Annotated in this window: 18 protein-coding genes; 13 read left to right on the top strand and 5 right to left on the bottom strand. The window is 65.7% G+C overall.

Annotated elements, in window-relative coordinates:
- Positions 1 to 34: 34 nt before the first annotated feature.
- Together I3V78_RS32485 and I3V78_RS32480 are read right to left on the bottom strand one after the other, a co-directional pair.
- Positions 35 to 2,257, bottom strand: a complete 2,223-nt coding sequence (locus tag I3V78_RS32485) for a sensor histidine kinase (protein WP_204493709.1) — start codon at positions 2,255 to 2,257, stop codon at positions 35 to 37.
- Between the two features lie 89 nt (positions 2,258 to 2,346).
- Positions 2,347 to 3,969 (bottom strand): ABC-F family ATP-binding cassette domain-containing protein, encoded by a 1,623-nt coding sequence (locus I3V78_RS32480; RefSeq protein ID WP_204493706.1) that lies wholly within the window; start codon positions 3,967 to 3,969, stop codon positions 2,347 to 2,349.
- An 825-nt stretch (positions 3,970 to 4,794) separates the two neighbouring features.
- Here I3V78_RS32480 and I3V78_RS32475 point away from each other — a divergent pair.
- The 4 genes from I3V78_RS32475 to I3V78_RS32460 all read left to right on the top strand — a co-directional run bounded on the left by I3V78_RS32475 (position 4,795) and on the right by I3V78_RS32460 (position 7,794).
- Positions 4,795 to 5,588, top strand: a protein-coding gene (locus I3V78_RS32475) for an IS5 family transposase (RefSeq protein ID WP_204485183.1) whose coding sequence is annotated in 2 segments (ribosomal slippage) — positions 4,795 to 5,131 and positions 5,131 to 5,588 — 795 coding nt in all. Because the reading frame shifts where the segments join, the coding sequence is not laid out codon by codon here.
- A gap of 16 nt (positions 5,589 to 5,604) precedes the next feature.
- Complete coding sequence (locus I3V78_RS32470) at positions 5,605 to 6,003, top strand: hypothetical protein (protein WP_204493704.1); 399 nt, start codon at positions 5,605 to 5,607, stop codon at positions 6,001 to 6,003.
- A 334-nt stretch (positions 6,004 to 6,337) separates the two neighbouring features.
- Positions 6,338 to 6,688, top strand: coding sequence for a hypothetical protein (locus I3V78_RS32465; RefSeq protein ID WP_204493702.1), 351 nt, complete (start codon positions 6,338 to 6,340; stop codon positions 6,686 to 6,688).
- Complete coding sequence (locus I3V78_RS32460; protein WP_204493700.1) at positions 6,637 to 7,794, top strand: metallophosphoesterase; 1,158 nt, start codon at positions 6,637 to 6,639, stop codon at positions 7,792 to 7,794. The genes I3V78_RS32465 and I3V78_RS32460 overlap by 52 nt, the downstream gene beginning before the upstream one ends.
- Here the strand turns inward: I3V78_RS32460 and I3V78_RS32455 are convergent.
- Together I3V78_RS32455 and I3V78_RS32450 are read right to left on the bottom strand one after the other, a co-directional pair.
- Complete coding sequence (locus I3V78_RS32455) at positions 7,761 to 8,255, bottom strand: IS630 family transposase (protein WP_239578383.1); 495 nt, start codon at positions 8,253 to 8,255, stop codon at positions 7,761 to 7,763. The two genes, I3V78_RS32460 and I3V78_RS32455, sit on opposite strands and share 34 nt — an antisense overlap.
- Complete coding sequence (locus I3V78_RS32450; protein WP_275583505.1) at positions 8,248 to 8,775, bottom strand: helix-turn-helix domain-containing protein; 528 nt, start codon at positions 8,773 to 8,775, stop codon at positions 8,248 to 8,250. Before I3V78_RS32450 ends, I3V78_RS32455 begins: the two co-directional genes overlap by 8 nt.
- Between I3V78_RS32450 and I3V78_RS32445 the strand changes: the two genes are divergently transcribed.
- The 5 genes from I3V78_RS32445 to I3V78_RS32425 are packed head-to-tail and all read left to right on the top strand — an operon-like array spanning position 8,774 to position 14,082.
- Positions 8,774 to 9,112: a hypothetical protein gene (locus I3V78_RS32445; RefSeq protein WP_204493698.1), complete on the top strand. Its 339-nt coding sequence runs from the start codon at positions 8,774 to 8,776 to the stop codon at positions 9,110 to 9,112. The genes I3V78_RS32450 and I3V78_RS32445 overlap by 2 nt on opposite strands.
- A 17-nt stretch (positions 9,113 to 9,129) precedes the next feature.
- Positions 9,130 to 10,218, top strand: coding sequence for a GTPase-associated system all-helical protein GASH (locus I3V78_RS32440; protein ID WP_204493695.1), 1,089 nt, complete (start codon positions 9,130 to 9,132; stop codon positions 10,216 to 10,218).
- A 1-nt stretch (position 10,219) separates the two neighbouring features.
- Positions 10,220 to 11,173 (top strand): TRAFAC clade GTPase domain-containing protein, encoded by a 954-nt coding sequence (locus I3V78_RS32435; RefSeq protein ID WP_204493693.1) that lies wholly within the window; start codon positions 10,220 to 10,222, stop codon positions 11,171 to 11,173.
- A complete protein-coding gene (locus I3V78_RS32430; protein ID WP_204493692.1) occupies positions 11,170 to 12,027 on the top strand; it encodes a TRAFAC clade GTPase domain-containing protein in 858 nt (285 codons plus the stop codon). The genes I3V78_RS32435 and I3V78_RS32430 overlap by 4 nt, the downstream gene beginning before the upstream one ends.
- Before the next feature lie 3 nt (positions 12,028 to 12,030).
- Positions 12,031 to 14,082, top strand: a complete 2,052-nt coding sequence (locus I3V78_RS32425) for a GAP1-N1 domain-containing protein (protein ID WP_204493690.1) — start codon at positions 12,031 to 12,033, stop codon at positions 14,080 to 14,082.
- 76 nt (positions 14,083 to 14,158) lie between these two features.
- Here the strand turns inward: I3V78_RS32425 and I3V78_RS40400 are convergent, their stop codons facing one another.
- Positions 14,159 to 14,470 carry a transposase gene (locus tag I3V78_RS40400; RefSeq protein ID WP_420840463.1) on the bottom strand — a complete coding sequence of 104 codons (312 nt, stop codon included), beginning with the start codon at positions 14,468 to 14,470 and terminating at the stop codon, positions 14,159 to 14,161.
- 1 nt (position 14,471) lies between these two features.
- On the opposite strand from I3V78_RS40400, the gene I3V78_RS32415 reads away from it, so the two are divergent.
- The 4 genes from I3V78_RS32415 (at position 14,472) to dkgA (ending at position 18,318) form a co-directional block, all read left to right on the top strand.
- On the top strand, positions 14,472 to 14,825 hold the full coding sequence (locus I3V78_RS32415; RefSeq protein WP_204493686.1) for a hypothetical protein: 354 nt from the start codon (positions 14,472 to 14,474) through the stop codon (positions 14,823 to 14,825).
- 143 nt (positions 14,826 to 14,968) lie between these two features.
- Positions 14,969 to 16,351, top strand: a complete 1,383-nt coding sequence (locus tag I3V78_RS32410; RefSeq protein ID WP_204493684.1) for a serine/threonine protein kinase — start codon at positions 14,969 to 14,971, stop codon at positions 16,349 to 16,351.
- A 140-nt stretch (positions 16,352 to 16,491) separates the two neighbouring features.
- Positions 16,492 to 17,352 (top strand): SDR family oxidoreductase, encoded by an 861-nt coding sequence (locus I3V78_RS32405; protein WP_204493682.1) that lies wholly within the window; start codon positions 16,492 to 16,494, stop codon positions 17,350 to 17,352.
- A gap of 141 nt (positions 17,353 to 17,493) precedes the next feature.
- The gene (dkgA, locus tag I3V78_RS32400; RefSeq protein WP_338023806.1) at positions 17,494 to 18,318 is read left to right on the top strand and encodes a 2,5-didehydrogluconate reductase DkgA; all 825 of its coding nucleotides are present in this window, start codon (positions 17,494 to 17,496) and stop codon (positions 18,316 to 18,318) included.
- The last annotated feature ends 78 nt before the right edge of the window (positions 18,319 to 18,396 follow it).

Raw genomic sequence — 18,396 nt, 5'->3', positions numbered from 1 at the left:
CGCGTCGAGCGGCTGCCCACGCGGCGGGCCTCCGTCAGGGCCTCTTCTGGAGCAGACGCAGGGTGCACTGGGTGGAATGGCCTTCCTCCGACTCGATCCGGAGCTCCCCGCCGTGTTGCCGGACCACGATGTCCTGGCAGATGGACAGCCCCAGTCCCGTGCCTACCCCCGCGGGCTTGGTGGTGAAGAAGGGGCTGAAGACCTTGTCGAGCACCTTGCTCGGAATCCCGATGCCATTGTCGTGGATGACAATGCGCACCCAGGCGCCTTCGCTCCGGCTGGTCACCGTCACCTCGGGGGTGAACGCGGGTCCCAGGCGCTTGCGCTTCTCCGCCACGGCATACACGGCGTTGTCGAGGAGGTTCAGCAGGGCCCGTCCCAGGTCCTGGGGAACCACCTCCACCGTCCGCGAGGACGGGTCCAGCTCCTTGCGGAAGAGCACCGTCAGGTCGGGGTGCACGATGCGCGCGTTCTGAGCGCTCAGGCTCAGCTGTTCTTCCAACAACGCGTGGAGATCCGTGGGCGCGTGCGCGTGGGCGCGCACATGGGTGTGCAACTGCATGTCGCGCAAGAGATTGTCGGCCCGTTTTCCGTGCTGCTCGATCTTCCTGACGTTCTGGGTCAGCCAATCGAGCAGCTCGTTCATCCGCGCCTGGGCGTCGCCCGGCGGGCCCGAGGGGGGTTGCCTCAACTCCTCGCGCAGCTCCTCCACGAGCCCCGCCGAGAGCTGGGCGAAGTTGTTCACGAAGTTGAGCGGATTCTTGAGCTCATGGCCAATGCCCGCCATCAAGGCTCCCAGGGAGGCCAGACGCTCCTTCTCCACGAGCAGCTCCTGTGCCTGCTTGAGTTGGGTCAGCGCTTCCTCGAGCGTGACGTTCTTGTCTCGCAGCTCCCGGGTCCGCTCGGTGATGCGGCCCTCCAGCCCCTCGTTGACTTCCCGCAGCGCCGCTTCGCGCTGATGGATTTCGTGCGCCATCAGCTCGAAGCCTTGCGCCAGCCGTCCCAGCTCGTCGTCGCGTGAGCGGGGCAGGGCGACCTGGAAGTCACCGACCGCGACCCGGTCCGTGGCCTGGGTGAACAAGCGCAGGGGTTGGGAGATCCGCCGCGTGAGCACCCAGGACATGATGAGCAATTCCAGGATCAACGAGGCCAGACCAAAGGCGAGCAGGTAGCGCGCGGCCCCGAGCGCCAGCGAGGACACCGTGCTCCGGGGCAACACCGTCACCAGGTGCCACTGCGGACCGTTCAGCCACGCCACGGCGAGGTACTCGTCGTACTCCGCCAGCTCCAGGACCTTCTGACCCGGCGCGCGCGCCTGGACCCGGTCGAAGATGGCACGCACATGGGTGCGCTGCTCGGCGGACAGCGGCTGCTCGAAGAGCGTCTCCAGGGGCCGGTCCTCGCGCAGGATGTTGTAGACGAACACCCCCTGCTTCATCTTGACCTCGGGATGGACGATGAGTTCTCCCGCGTCGCTGAAGATGAGGTTGTAGGCCCCGGGCGGACTGTCCCCGAGGGTCCGCGCCTTCAAGTCATCGATGAGCATGTCCAGCCCGAGCGCGGCGGAGTAGCGGCCGTCCACGTCCACCGGCGTGGTGAGCGAGATGGAGATGGGCTCCGTGGTGATGCCCGTCCAGACCATGCGGCGCTCGGGATTGCGCTCGGGCGTGCTGACGGTGAAGAACTCGAACTCCGGGTTCATCAACGCGGGATCCATCTCCTGACACCAGTTCGGCTGCTCGGGCCAGTACTGCACCAGGGCTGCCTCGGGCAGGGTGACATAGGTATTCGTGTGGCGAACGTGGAGGAGGGGCCCATGGCGCTCCACGAGGTCATACGCGGCCAGGATCCGGCGGCGGAAGTCCGCGTCGTCCTTCACCCCACTGGCGATGAAGATGCAGGGCATGCGCGTGCCATCGAACCCCTCGAGGCGGTTGCGCAGGGTCCCGTCCGGCAGGCGCGTGACCAGGCGGTCGAAGCGGGGGTTGGGATCCAACGCCCGCCCATCGCGAATCCGCTCCTGCAAGGCTTGCCGGAGGACGGCGTGATCGCTCTCGGCTTCCTTGAAGAGCGCCTGCTCCTGCTGGCTGTGCCGGGTGGCGCCGCGCTCCAGGTTGCCGAGCGCTTCCGCGAGGAAGACGTCGAAGATGTGCAGATAGCTCAGGAGCGTGGCCAGGGCGGTGATGGCCGCGACGCGCACACCCATCTGGGTGAGCGTCGCGCGGGCCAGCGTGCGTGAGCGGTGAGCCGACGACATGGACAGAACCCCTCCCAGGTTCAGGGCGCAAACGACGAGGGCGCCCGTCTCCAGGCGCCCTCGGGGACTTCAACCACTCGGGGTCACGCTCAGCTGCGCAGACCCGGGGCCTCGTGGCCCGTGCGCGCCACGTACTCGTTGTAGCCGCCGCCGTACTGGTGGATGCCGTCGGGCGTCAGCTCCAGCACCCGGTTGCTCAAGGCGCCGAGGAAGTGCCGGTCGTGGCTCACGAACAGCATGGTGCCCTCGTAGTTGGACAAGGCCTGGATCATCATCTGCTTGGTGGCCATGTCCAGGTGGTTGGTGGGCTCGTCGAGGATGAGGAAGTTGGGCGGATCGAACAGCATCTGCGCCAGCACCAGCCGGGCCTTCTCGCCTCCGGACAGCACCTTGCACTTCTTCTCGATCTCGTCCCCGGAGAAGCCGAAGCACCCGGCGAGCGCCCTGAGCGCGCCCTGCGACGCGCGGGGGAACTTGTCCACCAGCGAGTCGTACACCGTGTGGTCCGGCCGGAGGATCTCCATGGCGTGCTGGGCGAAGTAGCCCATCTTCACGCTGCCGCCCACCGTCACCGCGCCATCGTCCGGCCGCGAGTCTCCGGCGATGAGCTTGAGCAGCGTGGACTTGCCCGCGCCGTTGACGCCCATCACGCACCAGCGCTCGCCGCGGCGCACGAGGAAGTCCAGGCCGTTGTAGATGCGGCGCTTGCCATAGCCCTTCACCACGCGCTCGAGCTTGGCCACGTCGTCACCCGAGCGGGGCGGCGGCTGGAACTCGAAGAGCAGCGTCTGGCGGCGCTTGGGCGGCTCCACCTTCTCGATCTTCTCCAGCTTCTTCACCCGGCTCTGCACCTGGGCCGCGTGCGAGGCGCGCGCCTTGAAGCGCTCGATGAACTTGAGCTCCTTGGCGAGCATGGCCTGCTGGCGGTCGAACTGCGCCTGCTGGTGCTTCTCGTTGATGGCCCGCTGCTGCTCGTAGAACTCGTAGTTGCCCGAGTACGTGGTGAGCTCACCGCCGTCGATCTCGATGATCTTCGTGATGATGCGGTTCATGAACTCGCGGTCGTGGCTCGTCATCAGGATGGCGCCCTCGTAGTTCTTGAGGAAGCCCTCCAGCCAGATGAGCGACTCGATGTCCAGGTGGTTGCTCGGCTCGTCGAGGAGCATCACGTCCGGGCTCATGAGCAGGATGCGGGCGAGCGCCACGCGCATCTTCCACCCGCCGGACAGGGCGCCCACGTCCCCGTCCATCATCTCCTCGGAGAAGCCCAGGCCGGCGAGGATCTCGCGGGCACGGCCCTCCAGGGCGTAGCCGCCCAGCTCCTCGTAGCGGCCCTGCACCACGCCGAAGCGCTCGACGAGCTTGTCCATCTCGTCCATGCGGTCCGGGTCGGCCATGGCGGCCTCCAGGCCCTTGAGCTCCGAGGCGATCTCCGACACCGGGCCCGCGCCGTCCATGACGGCCGCCACGGCGCTCTGGCCGGACATCTCGCCCACGTCCTGGTCGAAGTAGCCGATGGTCACGCCGCGGTCGACGGACACCTGGCCCTCGTCCGGGTGCTCGCGCTGGACGACCATGCGAAAGAGCGTGGACTTGCCCGCGCCGTTGGGGCCCACGAGGCCCACCTTCTCGCCCTTGTTGAGCTGGGCCGAGGCCTCCACGAAGAGGATCTGCTGCCCGTGCTGCTTGCCGATATTGTCGAGACGAATCATGAGACCTCAGGAGGGGGAACGGCCCTCGCCCCCGCCCTCTCCCAGACCGGATGGGGGTCCGTCCAGAAGTTATCAGGACTTCGTTTTCATCCCCGAGCGCGAACCGCCCGCCCGCCCGGTCCCTGTGCCGCCGTCCCCTCGGGGACTCGGGTCCTTGTCGGTCACCGCACACGGACCCACAGAGGGCTGGGCGTGACCCCTCGTCTCGGTATCCTGCGCGCCGGAGTCCATGGAGGAGAGGGGCACGGGATGCGCGCGTCGGTCGGGCTGAGGTGGGTGCTCACACTCGGGGTGGGGTTGGCCGTGGGACCGGGGTGCGCCCACACGCGGGCGCCCGAGCCGCGGGTCCACGTCATCTCCGAGGACGCGCGGGGCGTGGGCACTCGGGTGGAGAGCGGCACGGGGGGCGCGGGTGCGGACGCGTACTGCAACGAAATCCAGAAGCAGTGCTTCACGAAGTGTTGGCGCAGGAAACCCAAGCCTCCGAGCATCGAAAAACACTCGGGAGATCATCATGCGTACTGCACGAGTGAATGCCTTGGCGTGTTCATGAAGTGCCTCCAAGAGCAAGATGAGATCGAGCGGGAGGGGATTCAGTTGCCCCGGCAGGAGTTCCATTTTCCGACCATGGATGCCGCATTGCACTGGCTCGATGAACACAAGGCCTAAGTGGCTCTTGGCGCCGTTGTCGTGATTGGGGGCGTGATTGCCGCTCCTTACGTTGTTGCCATTGTCGGCGGTGCGCTGGTTCTGGCACCCCTGTGAGCAAGCTGAGAGAGCCTAACTTAACTTGCGGAGTAGCCCGGGCGTAACCACCTTGGAGGTATGACCCGAGAACTGCTGCCGGACGCCCTGTGGGTCCGAGTGAAGGACCTGCTGCCCGTCCATCCTCCGCAACCCAAGGGTGGACGGCCCTGGAAGGAGGACCGGCTCGCGCTGCGCGGCATCATCTTCGTCCTCAAGGTCAACATCCCCTGGGAGTCGCTGCCCGCCGAGGTGTTCGGCGTGTGCGGCATGACGTGTTGGCGGCGCCTGCGCGATTGGGCCGAAGCGGGAGTGTGGGAACGACTGCAGCGACTGCTGGAGGCGGAGTTGGGAGGCCAGGAGCTGATTGACTGGAAACGAGCCGCCATCGACTCCACGTCGGTGCCGGCAAAAAGGGGGGTCTACTCACCGGTCCCAACCCGACGGACCGAGGGCGTCCGGGCAGCAAGCACCACCTGGTGACCGACGGCGCGGGCCTGCCGCTGGCCGAGTCGCTCACTCCAGCCAACACGCATGACAGTCGCGAGGCGCTGCCGCTCGTGGACGAGATTCCTCGCGTGAAGTCGCCGCGGGGCGCGTCGCGCAGGCGGCCCGGTAAATTGCACGCGGACAAGGGTTACGATTATCCGCGTGTGCGCCAGGGTCTTCGTCAGCGGCACATCCAACCGAGAATTGCTCGCCGGGGCGTGGAGTCCTCCACTCGCCTGGGTCGCCACCGGTGGGTGGTGGAACGGACCTTCGCCTGGTTGAAGTTCTTCCGCCGCCTCGTCATCCGCTACGAAGTGCGCGACGACATCCACTTCGCCTTCCTCCAGCTCGCCTGTTGCCTCATCCTCGTCCGGCGGTTGAGTTAGGCTCTCTGAGTGATGCATGACACGTGAACTGGGATTCGACCTGGATGAAACGATCGATTTGATGTCCTCTGTCATCGAGAATTACGCGGAGGGACTCAAAGAACGAGAGGCCGCGAAGATCGCGCAGATCGCGCTGCTCTATATCCGCGAGAGTGGCAAGGTGGATGAACTGGCCAAATACCGCAGATGGTGTGTCGACACTTCATTCACGGTCGAGGTGTCTCATGAGTTCGCGACGCGGGACGAGGCCGATGCCTGGCTCGCCAGCGGGACCGCTCAGCACAAGGAGCGCGTGAAGATCGCCGGCAAGGGCTTCATGGCCGTCCAGTCGGACTCCGGGCGGTGGTACCTGATGATCGCGCCGCTTCCGGAGGAGCTGAACTCGGAGGAGTGGCGGGATGACTCCGAGGACTGAGCAACTGTTGGACAGGAGCGAGCGATGGCGGTTTGGGATTGATCCGCTTTTGTGGTGCTTCCGCAGTTTACGTGTATCCCGCGCGAATTCAGCTGGTTACCGGAGGGACAGCTTGCCCGCCTGCCGCAGGCAAAGCACATAAAGTGCGGGAGAGCCACGTCAGCGGATCATGCCCAGGTGCAGCGCACGGATCGAGGGGCGCTGGGGGTGACGCAGCACCAGTTCCACTACGTGAACGGCTATATTTCGGCTTCGGCAGCTGTCGCGCGCTGCGGTTAGCGCTACTGTATCACTACTCCTCGGAGGCCCGCGTGGACGCTTCGAGGGAGTTTCTATGAAGGAGCCCGTCCAGCGCGCCTTCAGCTTCCTGCATATCCAGAAGTCCGGGCTGGGCTTCGCGCGCGACGTCGAGGCCGAGTTCGGCGTCGCCTTCTTCGTCGCCGCCTACTCGGCGCTGCGAAATGTGCCTGTCAGCCCCGCTCTCCTCATCCTCGGCGACCTCAGCGTTCAGGGAAACATCAAGCCCGCTCGCTCGCTCGCCGCTCCCCTGCAGGTGGCGAAGAAGAAACGGCGCGAAGCTCGTTCTTCCCGCGTCGAGACAAGCGGAACTTCCTCGACGTCAGCGCCGACATCGTGGATCATGTCGTCCCGATTTTCTTCGGCGACGCGAAGACCGCCGCGATGAAGGCCCTGGGGGCTGACCTTATGGAGAAGCTCGTCCTCGTACATCTCTCGGACATCCACTTCACCGGCACGTCGGGAATGTCCATCCACGACCTGGACCACGGCGTGCGGCATGAGCTTCTCCGCGATGCCGCCGCGCTCACGCAGGAACTTGGAGGAGCGACCGGCGTCTTTGTGACGGGCGACATCGCGTTCTCCGGTCAGCGCGCTGAATACGATCGTGCCGCATCCTGGCTCCGCGAGTTCTGCCGCGCCATCAGGTGTCCCGACGAGAGCGTGTGGGTCGTGCCCGGAAACCACGACGTCGACCGCAAGATCGCGAACAGCAAGGTCACGAAGACTCTGCACGAGAGCATTCGCGCCAAGCGGGGGCCTGGGCTCGACAAGGAGCTCCGCGAGATCCTCAGCGACGAGAACTCGGCGAAGGCCCTCCTTGCTCCGCTCGCTGATTACAACACTTTCGCGGCGCGCTTTCAGTGCTCGATCTCAGCGGCAAAGCCTTACTGGGAGCGAGACCTCACGCTGCCGTGCGGGACCGTCATCAGACTGCGAGGCCTCTGCAGCGCTCTCGTCTCGAATCAGCACGACGCGAAGAACAACATCGTTCTCGGCCAAGCCCAGGTGAACGTCCACCGCAGCGACGGGGTCGAGTACCTGACGCTCTGCCATCACCCACCTGAGTGGCTCCAGGACCAGGACACGGTGGTCAGCCACCTCGAGTCGAAAGTCCGAATGCAACTCTTCGGGCACAAGCACTCGCAGCGCGTGCAGGAGATTAACAAGACGCTCCGGGTCACCGCAGGGGCGATGCATCCTGAGCGAGACGATGACAGCTGGGATCCGATGTACAACGTCATCGAAATCTCGCGGCTCGATGACCAACGACTCGGTGTTCGGCTGTTCCAGCGGCGATGGCACAAGGTCGACCACCACTTCCTCGCTGACCAGGATAGAAACACCAACCAGCCATACCACAACTACGTCTGGCAGGACTGTCCCCGACCAGCACGCAAGGCGCCGCCCGCCGTCGATGCTCCGATGATGACAGGGGCCGCTAAGCCCCCGGACATGAATTATGTACACCTGCGCCGCAGCCGATGGTGGTAGCGGCGCAGGGCCTGCTGCACCGCGGTGAGCAGAGCATCGAGAGTGCGGTAGCTGCGTTCGGGAAGCTCCTGAGCCTTGATGACGCCGAAGACAGCTTCCACGTCGTTGAGTTCAGGAGAATAGGCCGGCAGGTAGAAGAGATGGACGCCCAGCCGTCGCAAGCGCGGCAGGGCGCGGCATACCAGGCGGCAGCGGTGGATGTTCCCATTGTCGAGCACCACCCAGGTGGGGACCCCGCCCGGGTCGGCGAGCGACAAGAGAAAGTCCAGGGTATCTCGCGCGGTGATGGTGCGTGCCCAGCGTCGGAAGCGTAAACCGCGTCGACGGCCTGTCGGGCAGTAGGCGACGAGCGCATTGACACGTCGGCGCCGAGGCGCCTCGTAGGGGACGTCTCGACGGCTGCCGACTTCTGCCCAGCTGTAGCCCACGGCTTGGGTGGGCGAAAACCCGCACTCATCCAGGAAGTAGAGATTTATCCTCTGAGCGCGGGCTTTTTTTGAGCCGGAAGAGCGCCTGGCGTGCCTGGGCGACGGCCTGGGCGTCCTGTTTGTGCGTGAGCGTCAGCCGCGTGCGCCGCCAGCCCGCGCCCATGCTCCCGAGATAGCGACGCACCTGCCGCGGCCCCAGGTGAAGACCCTCGCCCTCGAGTGCGCTGGCCAACTGCCCGGCTGTCCACGAGCGAGGCTGGGACAACAACGCATGCAGCGAGGCTTCCACCCGCTGGCGGTGCGCCCTGTCGGGCTTCCTGCCCGCCAGACGCGCGAAGAGGGCTTCTGGGCCGTCTTGGACGAAGGAGCGCAACACCCGGCGCACCGTGGCCGCGCACCGGCCCAGGTGCCGAGCGATGCGCGGTGCACTCCAGCCCTCATCGGCCAGCAGCACCATGTCCACGCGCTCGCGCTCTCTCCACCCAGCGTCAGCGGCCCGGGCTATCTCCCATAGCCGCCGACGCTCTTGCTCCGTCACCTTCAGCAGCGCCATGCCTCAGGTGTACAACATTCATGTCCGGGGGCTTAGCGCGATGTCGGCCGCCGTCGCCGCGGAGACGACGGCGAAGGACACCGAGGCCATGCCGCCACTGATCCACGAGCGCAGGCTCACGTTCCGATTCCTCACGTTGCCGTTCCGCCATCAGATTGCGATCGCGAACACCCTCAACCTCCTGACTGACGAGGACCGCGCATTGAGCGACGAGGCTCTGTTCCGCGAACTTTTCAAGCGTGCGGCAGCGAGCGGTCTCCTCGCGAAGTTGTGGGACGAGACCGAAAAACGTCACGCTGATCCGGCGCCTTTCAACCCTTTTGAGACCTCGAAGTAGCCGGGAGAGCCGCGCACATGCACAAGAACTTTGGTGAATGGTATCGGCTGGTGGCCCTTGAGCCCGACGGAGCGAAGCTCGCGAAGCGCTGGGCCGGGGTGGAGGCGTGGGCGACTGCACTTCGCAGTAGCGACCAGAACCTCCTAGAGACGGTCCGCATCTTCCAGGGTCTCCCGTCCAAGACGTCGAGAGATGCCTTCTTAGCAGTCTTTCAGAAGCAGGACCCCGCGTTCCCACAGCGCAACAACCTCGAACTGCAGGTCCTTGCTGGCGCTTCGCTCGTCGCCTGCGTTCAATCCGCCCCCGAGGGAGGCGAAATACTGCGCACCGCAGTGCTCGCAGGCGCAGCAGTAGAGGCATCAAGCCTGCGGGCTACAGAGCCTCGCCTCGACGAAATCTCGCGCGAGGTCCTCGCGGGAGTCCACGAAATCGCCATCGAACTGCGAAAGCGAAAGCCCTTCGATCCGAGCGCCATCAGCGGGAGCGCCGATACTGCCGCCACAGCGATGGAACGGGTGACTGCTGCCAATGACTGGCTCCAGCTCAGGACCGCGGTCACACCTGTCTTTCAAGCGTTGCTTTACGCCGTTCGAGGGGCTGAAAGCGAGCTTGAAGCTGCTATGCACAACCTGCGCTGCGCCGACGAGGAAACGAACATCTTGTGGTGGGTCGAGGGTGGCTGCAGTCGGGATATCAACAAATCGTGGAGGTCGCTCAAAGAGGCCGCCTCAATCATCGCAGGAACTGAGCTTGCGGATCTCACTGATGTCGCGTTGGGCCCGAGCAACGCGGCGGCGCTACTTACGCGCGTAGCCTCGGAATCGAAGGGACAGGAGATTGCTCTCGCCGAATTCGTCAACGCTCTTCCTGAGGAGTGGGCTCGGGAGCGGACGATGAAGTTTGATGAGGGCAAGCTCGACTTGATGCCGCTCACGCTCGCCACCTCCATCCGGTCAAAGAGCGCACCGACGAGCTGGCAGCAGTACTTTGACTCCTCCAGCGGGATGAAGTCGTCTATCCAACTAACGGCTGCTCGCGTGGCGCGCCAAGCATACGTCGAGGCGATCCTGCTGCGGACGCTGTCCGACGCAGATACGGAGGAGTGACATGGCCAACACTGGCGCCACAAATGCAGAGGTCGAAGCCGCCGCGCCTGTCGAAGAAGCAGAGCCCGAGTTCATCGAGCTCTTCTCCGGCGCCGCGCTTGGATCGTCCGACGCCGAGGTCATCACGCTGCGATCGCGAACGCACCTCGTGGTCTTCGCGGGCGCCGAAGGGAGCGGCAAGACGACGGTACTCGCTTCGCTGTACGAGCGGCTGAATCAGGGACCGTTCGCTGGCTTCAGATTCGCTGGGTCGAGGTCGCTCCTCGGCTTCGAGGAAATCTGCCACCTGAACCGACTCGCATCGGGTGGGTTCCAGCCGGATACGCAGCGAACGTGGCTGACCGACGAAACGAAGTATTATCACCTTGCCCTGCGCGGTACGGAGCTGTCGACAGCCCGCCGCGACGTCCTCCTCGCTGCGATGTCGGGTGAGCTGTTCCGTATGGCAAAGGACTCACAAGAGGACGCTGAGCGACTCACGTTCCTTCGTCGGGCGGACACTGTCGTCGTGCTCGTCGACGGCGAGCGCCTTGCGAGCGCGGCGCAGCGAACGAGCGCACATGCTGACGCTGCGGACATCCTAGAGAGCATGCTCGACACTGGCATGGTGAGTGCGCGCTGCCACGTCGAGGTCGTCTTCTCCAAGCTCGATCGCATCATTTCTGGGGGACAATCGGCGCTGGAGTTTCTCGCCAAGACGCAGGATAAGTTCGAGGGAAGGTTTCGCGCTCGCGTCCCGCACCTCACCTTCAGGAAGATCGCGGCGCGTCCTGCGTATTCATCGATGCAGGAGAACTCAGATGGTAGCCTCGCAGAAGCGTTCGTTTCGTGGACGACCATCGTGGCGTCCGCTTCGCGTGATGATCACCAGGAAGCCCCAGCTCCGTCACGTGACGAGCGGGAGTTCAGTAAGTTCGGCTGGCGGTACTTCGAGCGGACCGGGAGGGACCCGTGAGCAACCGGGCGAACCTCCTCTTCATCGGTCTGCCTGGTTCGGGGAAGACCACTTTCGTGGCAGCTCTGTGGCACGTGCTCTCCGACCGAAGCAGCGCGACGGCGCTCAAGCTGACGAAGCTGAGCGGCGACCGGACCTATCTCAATCAGATCACGAAGGAGTGGCGTGAGTGCTCGCAGGTTCCGCGCACGAACCTGCAGACCGAGCAGGTCGTCGTTCTTCATCTTGACGGTGAGGGCGTCGGCGCGGTCGACCTCTCGATCCCGGACTTAGCCGGAGAGGCATTCAAGCAGCAACTGACGGATCGGAGGATGAGCCGCCACCATGACACGTTAGTGCAAAATGCGACCGGGGTGATGTTGTTCCTCCACCCGGACGTCCAGAAGGGCACGCAGCTCGCGGTAGCCCAGCAACTTGAGGCGATGCTACCTGGAAGCCAGACGGCACAGGCCACGTCAGCAAACACCGTGCCGAACACTTGGTCGCCTGACATGCTCCCGCACCAAGTGAGACTCGTGGAACTCCTCCAGTTCCTCCTCGAACGGGCGCAGAGAAAGCTACGCATCGCCGTGGTGGTGTCCGCGTGGGACCTCGTCGAGAGCCTTGGAATGTCGCCGCATGGCTTCATCAATCGGGAGATTCCGTTGCTTCAGCAGTTCTTGGCGGCCAACGACGACCTGCTCGATCACAATGTCTTTGGGGTGAGCGCGCAAGGTGGCGACATCACCGACGAAGCGGAGAAGCAGACGCTCCTCGAACTCGACGACGCGTTGAAACGCATCAAGGTTCGCCATGACCAGGAAACCAGTCAGGATATTACTAAGCCGATCGCGTGGCTCTTGGGGGGCGGGTAGCGCATGGCTCCTGCGAGCATCCACCAGGCAATACACGGCTACCGCGATGGGCATCGCCTGCTGAGCAGTTCGACGCCGCTGCCCCCGGAAGCTTTACGGACGATGCTCGTTTTGAGCGACATGTCCGGCCCGTCGATGCAGCTCGGATTCGACGAGTACCTGACAGCTTATCCACTACCCGGGACGGACCTCTTCGTTCTCGCGAAAACTTGGTACGCGCCGGAGATGCAGCGCCCTGGCTGCGTGTGGACCCATTCGCTGCTCATTCCTCGCGACCATGTCGCGCGCGTGCCGACCACGGCTTTGCTTGAGGCGTTTAGACGCCCCCAACTTGAGGGAGTGGATAGCGCAGTCTCGAAACCTGTCGAGGTGGGCGAGGTCACGTCCGGTGGCGCAAGCCTGGATGGGTTTGCGGACAGGCGACTCGCCGCGTTGCTGATCGGCGCGGTCCTGGGCCAGCCCCGTCCGGTAATCGTCGTCGCCGACACTGCGGCCCAGCTCGAAGCAGTCTTCCTTCGACTTTGGGAGGAGTTGTTGCCTGCGGAGAAGACGCGATTCTCCTTCTGTACGGGCGCGCTCATGCCGCGTGCGAACGCCGGCGCATTGCTTGACCTCCAAGCCATCCCTAGGGCGATTCCGCCGTCGCAGTTCCGCAAGAGCGCCAGCGCAGCACTCGTCCTCGACCTTCGCGCGCCCGGCAAGCCTGAGGGCTGGGTGGATTTGGTGCTCGATGGCGCCGTGAGAGGCGACCCAACGTTTCGCACATGGCTTGAGGCGGCTGCCGGAGCGCATGCGGGGCGCGCCATCGTGTCGAGCCTCGCGCCGATCTTTGGCGAGTGGTACGCACAGGGCTCCTCGGCACGGTCCGCTCTCGCGAGCGTTTTGGGCGCGAAGAACCTCGATCCGGACGCGCGCAGTCGACTCATCGGCATGGTGTTCGACAGGGCCAACACTGAGTCGGGCGTGACTGGTCGGCGCGAGATGCTTCAAGGCCTCTGCGGGCATCGAGACAACGACCTCGCTCCAATAGCCACGATGCTTGAGGTCCAGACGCGACGGCTCTTCGATGAGTCGCGCACCGAGGGTGTCGCGCTGGTTCTCTCTCTCCTCGGTAGTGCGTTGACCGAAGTAGGGGAGCGCGTGCTACGTCTTGCGGTCCTCCTGCTCGTGCCCAATGACGTCGAGACCTTTGGAGACGCGCAGGCGCCGTTCTTGTCGACTATCGTTGGCGCGAACCCGGTGCTCGCGCAATCGCCCATTCTCTGGAAACGAGTTGGGTCGCGCGCCATCGACGTGCTGTCGCAGCTCGGCGGAGCGAATCTAGATGAGGAGGCGCGTGGTGCTGTCATCAGCGCGATCTTCACATCAGGGCGTGACGTCTCCGTCGACGCACTCGCCCGCTTCGGCGGCAAGGTCACGATCATCCGCGCGCTCACGGCTCTTGCGTCCGGTCAGCTCCAGTTTTCCTATCCTTGGCAATCGGCGATCTCGGCACAGCCAGGCACGGTGCTTGAGTGGCTTGAAAGTCTGTCGTCTCCGTCGCTTAGGGACCTCGAGCTTGGCAGTCGCTTCTTGAGTCCGAGGGCCACGCAGTCGCGGCTCGCAGCGGTGTGGAAGAGTGGAACCTCCAGCGCTGGCTCGATCGTGCCTCGCGTCGCGGCGTTCGGTCTGACGCTGGCTTTCTGGGAAGCCGACGTGAAGTCGCCGCTTTTCGCGGTGTGCTTCCAGCCCACGTACGATGCTGCTGCCAGCTCGCGCCTCGAATACGAGGAGTGGGACTGGCTACGGGAGCAAGCCCCGTCGGTGTCCTGGTATCGGGACTGGGATCGGTGTGAACGACTCGCGGCGGCTCTTGCTCGCCTGCTTGAGAGGCGGAACGCTTCGTTGGAGACGGTCTTCACGATCGTTCACAGCCGCCCAGCGATTAGGAAGGTCGCGGCAGTCCTCTACGACGATCGGGGCACGCGACCATACCTGAAGTCGCTGCGGAAGGCGGCCGACTCGTCGTTCACCGGAACTCGCGAGCAGCGCGACGCGCTTCTGGAGGACTGGTGACCGCGTAGTGTTGTACCTGAAACCCTTTTCTCCCAGGAAAGGAATGGCGCGGACTGGGCACCTATCCCATAGTCTCCTAAGCCCTCGGACATAGATGTTGTTCAGGGGTACGGAGCCGGAGATGGTGGCGGCGCAGTGCGTGCCGCACAGCCGCCACCAACTCATCGAGCGTGGTGTAACTGCGATCGGGCAGCTCGTAGTGCTTCACCACTTGGAAAACGGCCTCCACGTCGTTGAGTTGCGGTGAGTACGCGGGCAGGTAGAAGAGGCGCAGGCCCTTGCCAGTTTCAGCAGGCGCAGGCGCTCTCAACTCATGAGCCCCGACGACTTCTCGCGAGCCGTGAAGGAGAAGCGGCCTTCCGCGCGTTGGTTGTAGACTCCGCTCCACGATGTCCGAGAACACCCAGGAAGAAATGGCCGGAGACTCCGACTCCGACTCCGAGAATCAGGACGCGAAGCAGCGTGTCCTGGTGCACAGGCGGCTATGGGGAGGGGTCCTCCTGTTGGCGGGGATTGCTTCGCCCCCGATGTGCCGGTCCTCGGGCGGCGCCATGTTCGACTTGAATGGGGTGGCTGTGGCGCTGATGTGGTGCAGCGTCGCGGTGTACATGGGACTCTCCAGTCGCGGCCTCCGGAGCGAGAGCATGGCCGGCCTCCTCAAGGTGCACGCACTGGCGTTCGTGCTCGCGGTCCCCGCGGTGATCGTCCTGATGTTGGGAGTCGTTTTCCTGGCGGGAGCATGACGTTCCCGCGGGAGACCGATGGCTTGTGACGGGTCCTCCTCGCCTCGTCCGATGTGACGTGTCGTGTCGCTCCAGGTGACTTCCGCCGTCACCTCGTGGTACGAGGCCGTGGCCTGTCGGCTCGACCCGTGTGGAGGTGACCGATGTCCAAGCACCCAGGTGACGCGTGTTCCTCGGAGGTCCTCGCCCCGGGCACCCGGGTGGGCTCGTGGCGGGTGGTGGAGCCGCTGGGCCAGGGCGGGCAGGGCACCGTCTACCGCGTCGAGGACGTGCACCACCCCGGGGACTTCTACGCGCTCAAGCTCGCGCTGTACGCCCGCGATGGTCGGGCCGAGCGCGAGGTCGCCTTGATGATGGGCCGGGCCGTCCACCCGCACGTGGTGGGCTTCCATGGCTGTGCCCGCTGGCCCCATCCCCGCGACGGTCGGCTGGGCGTCATCATGGACTGGGTGCCCGGTCAGGCCCTGGATGTCTGGGCCGAGTCGGGCGCGCCCACCTTCCGCCAGTTCGCGGCCCTGGCCGCCACGGTGGCGCGCACCCTGGGGGAGTTGCATGTCCGGGGTGTGTTCCACCGCGACCTCAAGCCCGAGCACATTCAAGTGCGTGCGTCGGATGGCCAGCCCGTCCTGCTCGACTTCGGGGTGGGGTGGTACTCGGGCGCCGCGCCGCTGACGACCACGCCGCTGCCTCCCGTGACGCTCTGCGTGCTCAGCCCCGAGGCCGTGAGCTTCTTGTGGCGCTCGCCCCGACGTCCCTCCGCGGCCTACGCCTTCCAGCCCACCGATGACCTGTACGCCCTGGGCGTGTGTCTCTACCGCGCCACCACCGGGCACTACCCCTTCCCCGAGTGGTGGCCCCCGGACGTGCTCCAGTCCGCCATCGTCCACGTGCGGCCCCAGGCGCCCCGGAGCGTCAATCCCCGAGTGCCTCGCGCCTTGAGTGACCTCATCGTCCGGCTGCTGGAGAAGGACCCCCGGGCGCGCTTCCGGAGCGGCGAGGCGCTCGACGAGGCCTTGCGCGCGGCGGTCCGGGATGGGGCGCCCGAGTGGGACATGACTCTCTTCGCGTGGGAGGCCGAGGAGCGGAGCATCGTCCGGCCCCCGAGGCCTCGTCCGTCCTACAGCTCAGCGCCTCCCGTGGCCGCGCCCCCGGCCCCTCGGAGTCACGGCCTCCGGCTGGCCCTGCTCAGCGCGGTCGTGGTGGGGGCCCTGGTTCCCGTGATCTGCCTCGCGCCCGTGGCCCTGACAGTCCCGGCCCCCGAAGAGGAGTGGATGTCGGACGTGAAGGTGGACCCCGTGGCCGCTCCGTCCGAGCAGGCGCCCCTGCCGGTGCGCAATCAGAAGCTGGCGCCCTGTACGGAAGGCTTGGAGGTGGAGCTGTCCGGCGGGTGCTGGCTGTCGCTCAGGCAAGGGCCACCGAACTGTCCGCGCCAGACCGTCGCCTACAAAGGCCAATGCCTGCTGCCGGTGCCGAAGTCCCGGCCCATTCCCACCAGCGTGGATGGCGGCGCCCCCACCACTCCGTAGCGCCAGCCCTTGCTGGAAGAACATGCGCCTTGGCGGGTGCTGACAGGTTTCCTTGTACTGGATTGTTATCGATGATAATTGAAGTATGTTTTCAGCGATAACAAGGGGGACGTCGGGTCATCCCCCAAGAGGAGGCCGTCATGATCGTCGTCACCGGAGCCACCGGGCAGTTGGGCGGAGCCATCGTGGAGCGGCTGCTCGAGCGGGTGCCCCCCCAGCAGGTGGGGCTCAGCACGCGTGAGCCCGAGAAGGTCCAGGCGCTGAGGGAGCGGGGCGTCCGGGTGCGTCCAGGCGACTACGCGGATGCCGCGAGCCTGCGCCACGCTTTCGAGGGCGCGTCCCAGGTGCTGCTCGTGTCGGCCAACGTCGTGGGCCCCGCCGCGGCCCAGTTGCACCGCACCGCGATCGAGGCGGCCCGGGCCGTGGGGGTCCGCCGCATCCTCTACACGAGTCACATGGGCGCGAACCCGGCGTCCCTGTTCTCGCCCATGACCACCCACGCGGCCACCGAGGAGCTCCTGCGGGCGTCCGGAGGGGCCTTCACCTCGCTGCGCAATGGCTACTACGCGGCGTCGGCGGTCATGCTCATGGGCCAGGCGCTCGAGACCGGGAAGCTCGTCGCTCCGGAAGACGGCCCGGTCTCCTGGACCACGCACGCGGACCTGGCCGAGGCCACCGTGCTCGCGCTGACCGAGGAGGGGCGCTTGGACGGGGTGAGCCCGGCGCTGACCGGCGCGGAGGCGCTCGACCTCGCCGCCATCGCCCGCATCGCCTCGGAGCTCACCGGGCGCGCCATCACGCGCGTCACCGTGAGCGACGCGGAGTACCGGGCCGCGATGATCTCCCGGGGCGTGCCCGCGCACGCGGCGGACATGCTCGGGAGCATCTTCACCGCCAGCCGCCGGGGAGAGTTCGCCGCCGTCGATCCCACCCTGGAGCGGCTGCTCGGCAGACGGCCCCAGTCGTTCCGCGACTATCTGGCGGCGACGCTCCGGCGCTGAGCCCCGCGCCCGCCTCCCCGTGAACACTCTCCCCCGGCCTGGACGGGAGTCCAGGCCCGTTCCGCCTTGACTCACTCGCGGAAAAGGAGTTTCGCGGCCCCGGGTCCCCAGTGGGTGCCCTGGAAAGAAAGAGGAGAGACCGTGTCCGCTCAACCCCGCATCACGTTTCACGATGGCAAGTCGATGCCGCAGCTCGGCCTGGGTGTCTGGCAGGCGAGTGTGGAGGAGGCCCGCCGCGCGGCCCTGAAGGCGATCGAGGTCGGCTACCGCTCCATCGACACCGCCGCCATCTACCGCAACGAGGAAGGCATCGGGCAGGCGATCAAGGACTCGCCCGTGCCGCGCGACCAGCTCTACATCACCACCAAGCTGTGGAACGACGCGCACCTGGATGCGCGCAAGGCGCTGGAGACGAGCCTGCGCAAGCTCCAGCTCGACGCCGTGGACCTGTACCTCATCCACTGGCCCACGCCGGCCAAGGACAACTACGTCCAGGCGTGGAAGGGGCTCATCGAGTTGCAGAAGGCGGGCCTCACCCGGAGCATCGGCGTGAGCAACTTCCACGTGCCGCACCTGCAGCGGCTGATCGACGAGACCGGCGTGGTGCCGGTGCTCAACCAGATCGAGGTGCATCCGCTGCTCCAGCAACAAGAGCTGCGCGCCTGGAACGTGGCGCACAAGATCCACGTCGAGTCCTGGAGCCCGCTGGCCCAGGGCGGCGAGGGCGTGTTCGATCAGGAGATCATCCGCGCGCTGGGCAAGAAGTACGGCAAGACGCCGGCGCAGATCGTCATCCGCTGGCACCTGGATCAGGGCCTCATCGTCATCCCCAAGTCGGTGACGCCCTCGCGCATCGAGGAGAACTTCCAGGTGTTCGACTTCCGCCTGGAGCCGGACGAGCTCGCGCGGATCGCCACCCTGGACAAGGGCAAGCGCCTGGGGCCGCACCCGGACCAGTTCTCCTGACCCTGACCCCGACGGGGGCCGTGCGTGAAACCACCGCGCGCTGGACTGTGTCCGGCTCTTGCGGCATGCACTCGGCCC

The organism is Archangium primigenium, assembly GCF_016904885.1.
In the GTDB taxonomy this organism is placed as follows: Bacteria; Myxococcota; Myxococcia; order Myxococcales; family Myxococcaceae; genus Cystobacter; species Cystobacter primigenius.
The sequence above is the reverse complement of the archived record's forward strand: the minus strand, read 5'-3'. Positions and strand labels throughout refer to the sequence as shown.

Coding starts and splice junctions, on each gene's coding strand:
- I3V78_RS32470 (WP_204493704.1), top strand. CDS start 5,605: ATGACACGTGAACTGGGATTCGACCTGGATGAAACGATCGATTTGATG.
- I3V78_RS32480 (WP_204493706.1), bottom strand. CDS start 3,969: ATGATTCGTCTCGACAATATCGGCAAGCAGCACGGGCAGCAGATCCTC.
- I3V78_RS32435 (WP_204493693.1), top strand. CDS start 10,220: ATGGCCAACACTGGCGCCACAAATGCAGAGGTCGAAGCCGCCGCGCCT.
- I3V78_RS32465 (WP_204493702.1), top strand. CDS start 6,338: ATGAAGGAGCCCGTCCAGCGCGCCTTCAGCTTCCTGCATATCCAGAAG.
- I3V78_RS32425 (WP_204493690.1), top strand. CDS start 12,031: ATGGCTCCTGCGAGCATCCACCAGGCAATACACGGCTACCGCGATGGG.
- I3V78_RS32410 (WP_204493684.1), top strand. CDS start 14,969: ATGTCCAAGCACCCAGGTGACGCGTGTTCCTCGGAGGTCCTCGCCCCG.
- I3V78_RS32440 (WP_204493695.1), top strand. CDS start 9,130: ATGCACAAGAACTTTGGTGAATGGTATCGGCTGGTGGCCCTTGAGCCC.
- I3V78_RS32415 (WP_204493686.1), top strand. CDS start 14,472: ATGTCCGAGAACACCCAGGAAGAAATGGCCGGAGACTCCGACTCCGAC.
- I3V78_RS32405 (WP_204493682.1), top strand. CDS start 16,492: ATGATCGTCGTCACCGGAGCCACCGGGCAGTTGGGCGGAGCCATCGTG.
- I3V78_RS32485 (WP_204493709.1), bottom strand. CDS start 2,257: ATGTCGTCGGCTCACCGCTCACGCACGCTGGCCCGCGCGACGCTCACC.
- I3V78_RS32450 (WP_275583505.1), bottom strand. CDS start 8,775: ATGGCGCTGCTGAAGGTGACGGAGCAAGAGCGTCGGCGGCTATGGGAG.
- I3V78_RS32445 (WP_204493698.1), top strand. CDS start 8,774: ATGCCTCAGGTGTACAACATTCATGTCCGGGGGCTTAGCGCGATGTCG.